The following is an 11,771-nucleotide window of genomic DNA, read 5'->3' on the forward strand; positions in this document are numbered from 1 at the left end:
GCCGGCGAGTGTTCCCCGCTGCCGATTGTATTGTAGTGGCGGTCTCATCGTTCTGACGCGTGCCCGGTTAATGCCCGAGCATCATGGAACGAGGGTTTTCTGCTTCGCCGGAAAGCCGGCCTCGCATGGAGGCCAGCCTCCAGTTTCAGCTCATTGCACGGCCTGGATTTCTTCCAGCAGCGCCTTCATCGAGGCGTCGGTGACGAACTTGTCGTAGACCGGCTTCATCGCGGCGGAGAACTCTTCCTTGTCGACCTCGATGACCTTGACGCCGCCGGCACGGACCTTCTCTTCGGAAGACTTCTCGCGGGCGGTCCACAGTTCGCGCATCTTTACGACCGAGTCCTTGGCGGCCTGGCGGACAATTGCCTGGTCTTCCGGCGTCAGCTTGTCCCAAGAGATCTTCGACATGACGAGGATTTCCGGGTTCATCGAATGCTGGGTCAGCGTGTAGTTCTTCGCCACTTCGTAGTGACGAGCGGACTCGTAGGATGGCCAGTTGTTTTCCGCGCCGTCGACAACACCCGTTTCGAGCGAGGAATAGACTTCACCCATCGGCATCGGCGTCGGGTTTGCGCCGAAGGCCTGCATCATGGCGATCCACAGGTCGGATTGCTGGACGCGGATCTTCAGGCCCTTGAGGTCGGCAAGTTTTTCGACCGGCTTCTTCGTCGTGTAGAAGGAGCGTGCGCCACTGTCGTAATAGGCGAGGCCGATCAGGCCGTGTGGCTCGAAGGCGGCCAGGATCTTGTCGCCGATCGGGCCGTCGACGACCTTGTGCATATGGTCGGTCGAGCGGAACAGGAAGGGCAGGCCGAGAACGACCGTTTCCGGGATCAGGTTGTTGAACGGCGCGGCATTAACGCGGTTCATGTTGATGACACCGAAACGGGTCTGCTCGATCGTGTCCTTCTCGCCTCCCAGCACCGAGTTGTTCATCACCTGGATGCCGATGCGGCCGCCCGTGCGTTCCTTGACGAGTTCGCCCATGTATTTGACCGCATCTACGGTCGGGTAGCCATCCGGGTGGATGTCGGCCGAGCGCAGGATGACTTCCTGCGCGTGCGCGGCGGGAATAGCGGTGGTTGTGGCAAGCGCGAGCGTCAGCGCCAGCCCGAAAGCTCTGGTGATTTTCATGTCTTCCTCCTCCAAAAAGACCGACGCCTCCTCGCGCCGGTGGTTCAAAACATCATGCGGTCGATGCACTCCAGTCGGGGGCACTCCAGTCCGGCAGACCGAAAAGCGCTTCCGGGCTTTTCACAAGCGCGAGATACCGGGCTTCCTCGTTCGGCAGCCAGCCGAGCACGGTATCTGTGAGTGCCACGTCGTCGGGATAGTCTTCTTGTTCGCGGGCGAGATTGTGCGGCCAGTTGGTGCCCCAGACAATCCGCTCGGGGGCGTAGGCGGCGATGTCCTTGGCAACGGCTGCGACGTCCTCGTAGTCAGGGCTGCCGGATTTCGACGATTCGTAGACGCCGGCGAACTTGAACCAGCAGTTTCCGCGGTCCATCAGCCGCTTGGCAGCAGCGATCTCGTCGCTGTCCGGCGTGACGCCGCGGAAGAATTTTCCGTGGTGATCGAAGACCCAGCGGGATTTCAGGTCTGTGAGCCGTGCCTCGTGGTCGAGAATGTCGCTACCGTCGAACTGCACCGCGAGCATCCAGCCATGCGCGGCGGCCCTCGCATCGATGGCCTCGAGTTCAGACAGGCCGACTGCGCCACCCGGCAGGTCCATGATGCGTGCGCCGACGATGCCGGCTGTGGCAAGGCGTTCGATCTCCGCATCCGTCGTCGTGCTGTCTATGACGCAGACGCCGCGCGCAATGTCGCCCATTTCCTCAAGGCAGGCGACCAGATTGGCATTGTCGCGTTGGTGGGCGTTGCCCTGGGTGATGATGACCCGGTCGATGCCGAGCCAGGCCATGAATTGCCGGTATTGATCCGCATCGGGAAGGGTGCCGACGGGCAGGCCGGGGCCGCCGGGAAGCGACGGGTAGCCTGGCAGATACATATGCATCTGGGTGTCGACCGCCCCCTTTGGCAGTCTGGTCTTCGGAGCTTTGCCGGACATTGGGCGGACGAGCATCAGGCGTCTCCCCGGTCGGGCATGCGGAATTCCTTGAGCGCGTCGCGGTCGATCTCGATACCGAGACCGGGGCCGTTCGGGATCTGCACCACGCCGTGCTGGTGTTCTATCGGTGTCTTGATCACCGCCTGGCGGAATGGGTTATCGGTACGGTCGAATTCGAGAACCGGCTCGATCGGGTTGACGCGCACCGGGTTGGGGATCATCGCCGCCATGAACTGCAGGGCGGCGGCGATATGAACCGCCGTTCCCCAGACATGCGGCACGAGCCGGACGCCATGGAGCGCGGCCATATCGGCAACCCGCTTGGCCTCGGTAAAGCCGCCGACGCCGGCAAGATCCGGCTGGACGATATCGATGGCGCGCGTTTCGATCGGTTCGCGCATGCCCCAGCGACTATGCCAGGTTTCGCCACCGGCGACCGGGATCGGCTGTCTGGCGCGGACCTCGCGATAGGCGGCGAGCTGTTCGGGCACAACCGGCTCTTCGAACCAGTCGATGTCGTAGTCCGCTGCGGCATTGCCGAGGCGGATCGCCTCCACCGTGTCATAGCCGTGGTTGGCGTCGATCATCAGGCGCATGTCATCGCCGGCTGCCTCGCGCACGGCGCGGATGACGCGCAGATCCTCTTCGACGCCGAAGCCGATCTTGATCTTGGTGGCGTGAAAACCTTCCGCGCGGTAACGGGCGACGTCCGTCGCATTGTCCTCGATGCGGTCGACGCCGTCACGCTTGAAGCTTCCGGTGGCGTAGGCCCTGACGCTTTCGCGGAAACGTCCGCCGAGCAGAATGGAGATCGGCGCGTTGAAATGCTTGCCCTTGATGTCCCAGAGCGCCATGTCGATGCCCGAAAGCGCTGTCAGCGTCAGTCCGCGCTGTCCCTGGTCGCGCAAGGCATTGTAGAGCTTCGCCCAGACCTTTTCGGTTTCGAGCGGGTTTTCGCCGATCAGCCAGTTGGCGTAGGCGGAGACGACCGCGGCGTTGGGGCGGGCAGGGCCGAGGCATTCACCCCAGCCCACCGTGCCGTCGTCGCATTCGATCTCGACCAGGATATGGGCGCGGCGGTCGAACCGCATGGATGCACTCTCGAAGGCGACATCGAGCCTGTGTTCGAGAAGATGGGTGCGGACCGACGCGATTTTCATCGGCGTTACCTCTTGTGGCTGCCGATGAGTTTCAGAAGCATCTGTTCTTCCTCCGCCGTCAGGTCGTCAAGCGGGGGGCGAACCTTGCCGGCGTCAAAGCCCTGCAGGCGAACGCCGGCCTTGATGGCGGCGACCGCATAGCCCTTGCGGCGGGCGCGCAGTTCCATGAACGGATAGAAGAAGTCCTTGAGGATTTCCTCGCAACGGGTGCGGTTGCCGGCGCGCAGCGCCTTGTAGAACTCGACCGCCAGACCCGGCACGAAGTTGAATACGGCCGACGAATAGGTGGTGAAGCCGGCGCCGAGATAGGCTTCGGCAAACAGTTCGGCCGTCGGCATGCCGCCGAGATACATCAGCCGGTCGCCCATCGTCGCGGTGACCTGACGCACGAGGCCGATCTCGCCGGTGCCGTCCTTGAAGCCGATCAGGTTAGGGCATTCGTCGCAAAGGCGCTTCAGCGTGTCGACCTGCAGGATGGAATTGTCGCGGTTATAGACCATGACGCCGATGCCGACCGACTGGCAGATCTGCTTGACGTGCTGGTAGAGGCCTTCCTGCGGCGCATCGATCAGGTAATGGGGCAGAAGCAGGATGCCGTCGGCGCCGGCCTTTTCCACGGCCTTGGCCATGTCGACGCCGACTTTCGTGCCGAAGCCGCAGCCGGAAACGATCGCTGTGTCGCCTGCCGCTTCCTTCGCCGACCTGACGATGGTGGGGACCTCGTCGGGCGACAGCGAGAAGAACTCGCCGGTGCCGCCGGCGGCGAAGAGTACCGGTGCCTCGAAGCCGGACAGCCATTCGATATGGCTCTGGTAGCTATCCTGTTTGAATTCTCCGGCCGCATCGAAATGGGTCACGGGAAAGGACAGCAGGCCAGCGCCCAGCGCTGCCTTGATCTCGTCAGGCGTCATCATGAAATTTCCTCTCGAAGTGTCTCCTCCAGACAAAAATTGTCGTACAGGTTGGCTTGATTTGTGTCAACAAGTCATCTGACATCTTCGCGAATTGCGCGAAGGAGATTGCGGTAGCGCAACTGGCTGCCCTTGAGGTGGCGGCGCATCGCATCGCGGGCGCCGTCCTCGTCACCGTCGGAAATGGCTGCGACGATCGCCTGGTGTTCCTCGACGAGCAGGCTGATATAGCCGGACTGATCGGCATCCTTCTCATCGCCGCGCAGGGCCGCGCGCGGTATGACGTTGCGGCCGATCATGGTGAGGAACTCACGGAAACGCGGGTTGTTGGTGGCGTCCGCAATCGCCAGGTGAAGGGCGAAATCCGCCTCGCTGGTGGGCTGGTGGGCGTCGAGACAGGCACGCACGGCATAGTGTCGGTCGAGGATGACTTCCTCCTGCGCCGGCGAGCGGCGCGCGGCTGCAAGCCCCGCAGATTCAACCTCTACGGCCGTCCGAAGCTCCAGAAGTTCGATCATGGACGAGACGCGGGCAAGATCGATCTGGCCAAGCGACAGGATGAAGGGCGGCGGCGTGGGTGTGGATTGCAGGACAAAGACGCCTGCGCCCTGGCGTGCCTCGACCAGCCGGTCGGAGCGCAACGCGGCGATCGCCTCGCGCACCACCGTGCGGCTGACGCCGTGGGCCACCGTCAACTTTGCTTCGCTGGGCAAACGCGTGCCCGGCTTGAATTCGCCATCGGCGATTGCCTTGCGCAGGATTTCGCTCAGCTGCGTGGCGCGGGTTTTGGGAAACGAGACGAGGTCCGGGTAGAGTTCGTCGCTCATGGGATCGGCTGCCTTTCCTCAATCCGTGATGCCGCCTGGGCGACCGGATTTGTTCGCTGGTTTCCCAAGATGTATGACAAGTTCGGCCGGATGTCACTTCCCATCGCTTTTCGTTGATAGGAGGCGGCGTTGAAAAACATCCTGCCAGCCTCTACGACGGTAGCCGGCCAAGCCGGAGTGCGGGATGCGATCGATGTTGAGGACGACGGCGCTTTTGGGCGCGATGATGACCGGCTCGCTCATGGCGGGCGGGATGGATGCAAGAGCGCAGTGGGCGCCGGCCGAGCAGGTGAAGACCTATACGGTGAGCGGCACGACCGGAATGGAGCTCTACTCGCAGATCGGCGAGAAGGGCCCCGTCGTCGGTGGATCGGTGCGGACCATCGCGCATACGGATTTCAAGCTTTTGTGGTCGCGCGACTACCGGCCCCAACCGGACGGTTCCTGCACGCTCGTTTCGGCGCGGCCGAGCCTGACCCTGGTCTATACGCTGCCCAAGGCGGGCAAGATGCCGGCTGGCCTGAAGGCCAAGTGGGATGTGTTTGCCGCCGGCGTCAACAAGCACGAGCGGCTGCATGGCGACCTGATCGTCGAGATGGTCAGGGAGATCGAGGCGGTGAGCGTCGGCCTGACGGTGGCCGACGATCTCAAATGCGCGAAGATCCGCCAGGAGCTGACGGCGAAGCTCGGCGAAATTTCGCGGCGCAACCGCGAGCGGCATCGCGACTATGACCGGGAGGAGATGAACAATGGCGGCAATGTCCATCAACTCATCCTCAATCTTGTGAACGAATAGAATTGATTGTCTTCGAATAATGAACGGTCCGATCGTGGGGCGGGCCGTTGCCCGTGACGGGATCGTCGGTATAGTCCCCCTCGAAACATGCAGCGCATAGCAAGGGGATTTCGATGACCAATTTCATTTCCGCCGCCGATATAGACGACAAGGCCCTGTTGGAGGAGCTGGTCGAATGGGTGGAGATCGAAACGCCGTCGAATGATGCCATGGCGGTGAACCGTCTGGCCGACCGGGTCGAGGAAAATGCGAGGGCGGCTTCTCTGGATGTGGAGCGCCTGCCCGGCACGCTCGGTCTTGGCGATATCCTGACAGTTCGTTCGCCGCGTCCTGCAGGCTCCAACGAAAAGAGCCTGCTGGTTCTGGCGCACCTCGACACCGTGCATGCGCATGGAGTGATCGCCAAGCAGCTGCCTTTGAAGCGCGACGGCGACAAGCTTTACGGCCCCGGGATCTATGACATGAAGTCCGGTGCACTGATGGCGCTGGAGGCTTTGAAGATCGCGGTTTCCAGGGGAAGCCGCATGCCGGTCGATCTGGTTTTCGTGCCGGATGAGGAGATCGGCAGCTATTCCTCCCGTGTCTACATGGAGGAGCTCGCCCGCAATGCCGCGTATACGCTGGTGGTCGAACCTGCCCGCGACGGCGGCAAGATCGTCGTCGCCCGCAAGGGAGTTGCAATGTATGACGTCACCGTGCGGGGACGCGCCTCGCATGCCGGCACGCGACCGCAGGACGGACGAAGCGCCATTCGCGCCGCAGCACGACTGGTGCTCGACCTCGAAGCGCTGAACGACGCCGAGCGTGGCGTGACCGTGACGGTCGGCACGATCCAGGGAGGAACCGGGCGCAACACCGTGCCGGCGGAATGCCGGATGCAGGTGGATGTACGCGTACCCGACGACAGCGCGGCGAGGGAGATTACGGCAAAGATCGAAGGCATGGTGCCGGTCGACCCCGATATTGCCTTCGAGATCAAGGGCCAGATGAACCGTCCGCCCTTCGCACAATCGGAAGAGGGTGTGAAACTCTTCGATGCGGCGGCTGCGATCGCGACCGGCCTCGGCATTGCGCTGGAAGGTGTCACGACCGGCGGCGGATCTGACGGCAATTTCACCGCAGCACTCGGCGTGCCGACACTTGATGGGCTGGGGGCCGATGGCGCGGGCGCGCATACGTTCGACGAGCATATCTTCGTCAGCAGCCTTGCGCCGCGTACGGCGCTCCTCGCCAACCTGATGATTTCGCTCGAAGCGAAGTGAGCCGCTTCGGCGCGCAAGCGCCGGGTGCCATATCTCAATACATCGGGCCGAGGCCCGGACAGCCAGGGCAAATAGTAATGACCAGCGGCATTCACCACGTCACCGCCATCACGCGTAAGATCCAGGCCAATGTGGATTTCTATGTCGGCTTTCTGAGCCTGAGGCTCGTCAAGCGGACGGCCGGGTTCGAAGATGCGCAGCAGTTGCATCTCTTCTATGGCGACGGGGCTGCGACGCCCGGTTCGCTGATGACCTTTCTTGCCTGGGAAGACGGGTCGCTCGGCCGTGTCGGGCATGGCGCGCCGAGCGAGATCAGCCTTGCCATCGACCGCGAGGCGATAGGCTTCTGGCTGACGCGCGGGCTGCAATGCAATGTGCCGATCACCGGCCCGGCCCAGGAATTCGGTGAGCCGGTGCTCAGGCTGACCGATCCCGACGGCATCATCATCAAGCTCGTCGGTGTCGAGGATTACGGTGACTGGGTCTGGTGGAAGGATGGCGGCATTGCCGAGGCCGACGCGATCCGCGGCATTCGCGGCACGACGATCCTGTCGGAAAAGGCGGATGAGACGGCGGCCTTCCTGACGCGTCACATGGGCTTTGCCGCAGGCGCCACCGAAGGCACGATCCGGCGGCTTGTCGGCGATACCGGCCAGGTGCTCGATGTGCGCGATGCGTCCGGTTTCTGGACGGCGGCACCCGGCACGGGAACGATCGACCATGTGGCGCTGCGCGCGCGCGACCAGGCAGCAGTGGAGGCCGTGCATGCGGGGCTCCTCACCGCCGATGCGGGCGAGATGAACATGCATGACCGGCAGTATTTCTACTCTCTCTATGTGCGCGAACCGGGCGGCACGCTGATCGAGCTTGCCTCCGATGGACCGGGCTTTGCCACGGACGAGACCATCGAGGCGCTCGGCAGCGGCTTCTTCATTCCCAAGCATTTCAAGGGCGATCATGAGGCGCTGAAAGTGATGCTGCCGCAATTCGGCCTGCCGGGCGAGGAGCGGGTCGTCTATCGCGACCTGCCTTTCGTCCACCGCATCCATATGCCGGATGAATGGGATGGCTCGACGATGGTGCTGCTGCACGGGACCGGCGCCAACGAGACGGCTATGCTGCCACTCGGGCGCAAGGTGGCGCCGAATGCGATGCTGATCGGCCTGCGCGGGCGTTCTATCGATGAAGGGCATCCGCGCTTCTTCCGCCGCTTCGATCAGGTGACCTTCGACCAGAAGGAGATCGCTTCCGAGGCTGCCGCCTTCGTTGCCTTCGTCGAGGATATCGCGCCGGCCTATGGCGTCGATCCGGCACGCACGACGTTTCTAGGCTATTCGAACGGCGGCAACATGATCGGGGCGGTGATGCAGCTTCATCCCGATGTCATCCGCAAAGCCGTGCTTCTGCGCTCCATGAACGTGCTGGAAGCGCGGCCGAATGTGGATCTCTCCGGTGCCGAAATCCTGTCGCTCAGCGCCACCGACGATTTCTACGGTCCGCTGACGGGCGAGCTCGAGGCGCGACTTGAGGCGGCCGGTGCAACGCTGACGGCGCGGGTGCTGGATGCCAATCACGGGCTGGGAGAAGAGGACGAGGCGATCGTCAGGACATGGCTCGAGGAGCGGAGTGCCTGATGCAGGCCGGGGCCGTACTTTGTGCCGATATCGGCGGATCGTTCATCAAGTTCGGCCTGTCGCGCGGGGCGGGACAAGTGGAAGAACTGGCACGGGTGCCGACGCCGAAGGCAGACTGGCGGGCGCTTGCTGATGCCTTACGGGAACTGGCGGACACGGCCGATCCGGCGCGCGGGCTGGCACTCGGACTTTCCGTTGCCGGACTAGTCGACCCCGTCACCGGTCGGGGACTTTCGGCCAATGTGCCGTTTTTCACCGGTCTGCCGATTGCCGAGGCCATGGCTTCTGTGACAAAGCGGCCGGTGTTTGCCGCAAATGACGCGGATTGCCTGACGCTTGCCGAAGCCAATGACGGGGCAGGGCGCGACCATGCCGTCGTCTTCTGCGTCATTCTCGGCACCGGTGTCGGCGGCGGCATCGCGGTCGATGGCCGTATCCTGCGCGGCGCCGGCGGAGTGACCGGCGAGTGGGGGCATGGACCGGCGATGAACACGAGCGTGATCATCAATGGCGAAGCCCGTCATGTGCCGCGCTTTGCCTGCGGCTGCGGCCAGTCGGGCTGCATCGACACGATCGGGGCTGCGCGCGGCATGGAGCGGCTGCATGCGCTTTTTCATGCGGAAGAGCGAACCAGCCACCAGATCATCGAGGCATGGCAGGCGGGCGAGGCGAAGGCCGGGCAGACGATCGAGGCCTATCTGCAACTGGTTGCCGATCCGCTGGCGGTGGCGGTCAATACGGTCGGTCCTTCAATCATGCCGGTCGGCGGTGGGCTTGCGTCTGCTGCGGCGCTGATTACGGTGCTCGACAAGGCGGTGCGGGCGCGCATTCTGAACAGGCTCGACCGGCCGCTGCTGGTACCGGCACTGCGACGCGAGGATGGTGGACTGGCCGGAGCAGCGGTTCTGGCGCGACAGGGAGTATCCGATGCCCGCGCTGCTTGAGGTTTGCGTCGATAGTGCCGAGGGACTGACCGCTGCCATCGAGGGCGGGGCGGAGCGGATCGAGTTGTGTTCGGCGCTCGATCTCGGTGGCCTGACGCCGTCGCGGGGGCTGATGGAACTGGCCGCGAAAGTGGCCATACCGGTCTATGCGATGATCCGACCACGGGCCGGGAACTTCGTGTTTGACGCGTCGGACAGGCAGGTGATGCTGGCCGATATCGATGCGGCGCGTGAAAGCGGATTGTCCGGCGTCGTGCTCGGCGCCAGCCTGCCGGATGGACGGCTCGATTTGGATTTGCTTGGCGCAATGGTCGTGCAGGCGGGCGGCATGGGGCGGACGCTGCATCGCGCGTTCGATCTCGTGCCGGATGTTCATGAAGCGCTTGAGCAGGCGGTGGCGCTCGGTTTCGAGCGGGTGCTGACATCCGGGCAGGCGCTGAAGGCGCCGGAGGGGATGGCGACGCTGCGCCGGATGGTCGAGCAGGCGCAGGGCAGGATCTCGATCATGGCGGGCAGCGGGGTCACGCCGGCGAATGTTGCGGCGATCGTCCGTGATACCGGTGTTCGCGAGATACATGCCTCCTGTCGCCTTCCGATGACATTCGTCGACGAGACCGTCGTTCGCTTCGGTTTTTCGCCTCCCGACACCTATCGCACCAGTGCCGTCGTCGTGGCGGAGATGCGTGCGGCGCTGGCCGGGCCTGATGGCTAGAACACCGCCAGGCTTCCCGGTCCTCAGAGTTTTCCGTCTGCCTCGATGATCATCTTCGTCAGGCTGCCGTTTGCCGGATAGAGCGGGATCAGGCAGGCCTGCAGGGCATGATAGATGTCGCCCTTGCCGGGGAAGAGTGAGTGGGCGGGGACGAGGTCTTCCGTCAGTTCCTCATGCCAGCCGCCGTGTCTGTGGTCGATGAAGCGGTTGGCGATCGTGCTCCAGATCAGCCGGTAGCTGTCCTCGTAGAACGGGTCGTGCGGCAGGTGCTGGTTGATGAAATGCGCAGCCCCCGCCGCCTCGCACATCGGCCACCACAGCTTTGCCGTCTTGGCCGGCCTGTCGTCCCAGTCGAGCGTATAGAAAAAGCCGCCCTTGTCGCGGTCCCATCCGAGCGACATCGCCTGGATGAAGAGGTTTTTCGCCGCATCCGGCATCCAGGCGTGTCGCTTGCCGCCAAGTGCCCAGAGCTGCAGCGTCAGGCGCGCCCATTCCAGAGCATGGCCGGGTGTGGTGCCGGCCGGGCGGAACATTTCGTCGGCGTGGTAATAATCCTTGTCGAGCAGCCAGTTCGCGTCGAAATGCTCGGCGACACGAAAACCCGTCGAGCCGGCGAGGCGACGGATGATCAGGTCGGCGATCGTTTCCGCCTTTTCGAGATAGTGCTTTTCGCCGGTCGCCTCATAGGCTGCCATCAGCGCTTCGGTAAGGTGCATGTTGGAATTCTGGCCGCGATAACCGCCGCCATCGATCGGCCCCCAGTCGGCGGTGAATTCCTCAGCGATCGCGCCGTGGCTTGCCTCCCAGAAACGGGTTTCGAGAACTTCGGTAATATCTGCCAGCATCTGATCGGCCAGCGGGTGACCGACCGTCTTGGCAGATGAGGCGGCGAGCAGCACGAAGGCGTGGCCATAGCCCTGCTTGTTCCAGTCCGCCGGGCCGTCGTCGTTCGTCGACCAGACATAGCCGCCGTTCTTGTCGTCACGGTGATCGTTCCAGAGAAAATTCATGCCGTGGTCGATCAGGTCGCCGGCACCGGGGCGGCCGAGCAGGTAGGCGATCGAGAAGCAGTGGACCATGCGGGCCGAGGCATGGATGCCGCGTGTCGGATTTGCCCCGCCGAGCGGATGACCTTGATCGTCGAGATCGAAGAACCCGCCTTTAGGGTTGATGGCGCGGTACTGGAAGAAGTCGAACAGGCCATTCGCCTGATCGAGAAGCCAATGGCGGTGATAGGGCAGATCGCTCCAGAATTTCGGCAGTTGACCCGTTTCGCTCATTCTCTTCTCCCTTTTTTCTCAACCCTTTAATTAGGAACTATAGTGGTAAGGGCCATAGCTGCCATACATAAAGCTGCTGCCGAAACGATGCGACACATCCGACGATAATCGCGACGTTGATGGCTGGACTTCACATAAAGGCATCTTTATATGGTTATGGATATTGCCTTGATC

11 protein-coding genes are annotated in these 11,771 nt (G+C 63.1%); 5 read left to right on the plus strand and 6 right to left on the minus strand.

Annotation, left to right across the window (positions count from 1 at the left end; all coding sequences use genetic code 11):
• Window positions 1-150: 150 nt before the first annotated feature.
• The 5 genes from AC0JZ4_RS12430 to AC0JZ4_RS12450 form a co-directional block, all read right to left on the minus strand.
• Window positions 151-1,137, minus strand: a complete 987-nt coding sequence (locus AC0JZ4_RS12430) for a TRAP transporter substrate-binding protein (RefSeq protein ID WP_471886684.1) — start codon at window positions 1,135-1,137, stop codon at window positions 151-153.
• 52 nt (window positions 1,138-1,189) lie between these two features.
• A complete protein-coding gene (locus AC0JZ4_RS12435) occupies window positions 1,190-2,086 on the minus strand; it encodes an amidohydrolase family protein (RefSeq protein WP_471886685.1) in 897 nt (298 codons plus the stop codon).
• Window positions 2,086-3,231, minus strand: a complete 1,146-nt coding sequence (locus tag AC0JZ4_RS12440; protein ID WP_471886686.1) for a mandelate racemase/muconate lactonizing enzyme family protein — start codon at window positions 3,229-3,231, stop codon at window positions 2,086-2,088. The genes AC0JZ4_RS12435 and AC0JZ4_RS12440 overlap by 1 nt, the downstream gene beginning before the upstream one ends.
• Window positions 3,232-3,236: 5 nt before the next feature.
• Window positions 3,237-4,142 carry a 5-dehydro-4-deoxyglucarate dehydratase gene (kdgD, locus tag AC0JZ4_RS12445; RefSeq protein WP_471887876.1) on the minus strand — a complete coding sequence of 302 codons (906 nt, stop codon included), beginning with the start codon at window positions 4,140-4,142 and terminating at the stop codon, window positions 3,237-3,239.
• A 74-nt stretch (window positions 4,143-4,216) separates the two neighbouring features.
• Entirely contained in the window at window positions 4,217-4,969 is a 753-nt protein-coding gene (locus AC0JZ4_RS12450; RefSeq protein WP_471886687.1) for a FadR/GntR family transcriptional regulator, read from the minus strand.
• Window positions 4,970-5,192: 223 nt separating this feature from the next.
• Between AC0JZ4_RS12450 and AC0JZ4_RS12455 the strand changes: the two genes are divergently transcribed.
• From AC0JZ4_RS12455 to AC0JZ4_RS12475, 5 genes are all read left to right on the plus strand, one after another.
• Window positions 5,193-5,765 carry a DUF922 domain-containing Zn-dependent protease gene (locus tag AC0JZ4_RS12455; protein ID WP_471887877.1) on the plus strand — a complete coding sequence of 191 codons (573 nt, stop codon included), beginning with the start codon at window positions 5,193-5,195 and terminating at the stop codon, window positions 5,763-5,765.
• Between the two features lie 113 nt (window positions 5,766-5,878).
• The gene (locus AC0JZ4_RS12460; RefSeq protein WP_471886688.1) at window positions 5,879-7,027 is read left to right on the plus strand and encodes a M20 family metallopeptidase; all 1,149 of its coding nucleotides are present in this window, start codon (window positions 5,879-5,881) and stop codon (window positions 7,025-7,027) included.
• Window positions 7,028-7,104: 77 nt separating this feature from the next.
• Complete coding sequence (locus AC0JZ4_RS12465) at window positions 7,105-8,661, plus strand: VOC family protein (RefSeq protein ID WP_471886689.1); 1,557 nt, start codon at window positions 7,105-7,107, stop codon at window positions 8,659-8,661.
• The gene (locus AC0JZ4_RS12470) at window positions 8,661-9,605 is read left to right on the plus strand and encodes an ROK family protein (RefSeq protein WP_471886690.1); all 945 of its coding nucleotides are present in this window, start codon (window positions 8,661-8,663) and stop codon (window positions 9,603-9,605) included. Before AC0JZ4_RS12465 ends, AC0JZ4_RS12470 begins: the two co-directional genes overlap by 1 nt.
• Complete coding sequence (locus AC0JZ4_RS12475) at window positions 9,589-10,317, plus strand: copper homeostasis protein CutC (RefSeq protein ID WP_471886691.1); 729 nt, start codon at window positions 9,589-9,591, stop codon at window positions 10,315-10,317. Before AC0JZ4_RS12470 ends, AC0JZ4_RS12475 begins: the two co-directional genes overlap by 17 nt.
• A 23-nt stretch (window positions 10,318-10,340) precedes the next feature.
• On the opposite strand, the gene AC0JZ4_RS12480 is transcribed toward AC0JZ4_RS12475, so the two are convergent.
• Window positions 10,341-11,597, minus strand: a complete 1,257-nt coding sequence (locus AC0JZ4_RS12480) for an AGE family epimerase/isomerase (RefSeq protein ID WP_471886692.1) — start codon at window positions 11,595-11,597, stop codon at window positions 10,341-10,343.
• Between the last annotated feature and the right edge of the window lie 174 nt (window positions 11,598-11,771).

This window comes from [Rhizobium] kunmingense, assembly GCF_977018605.1.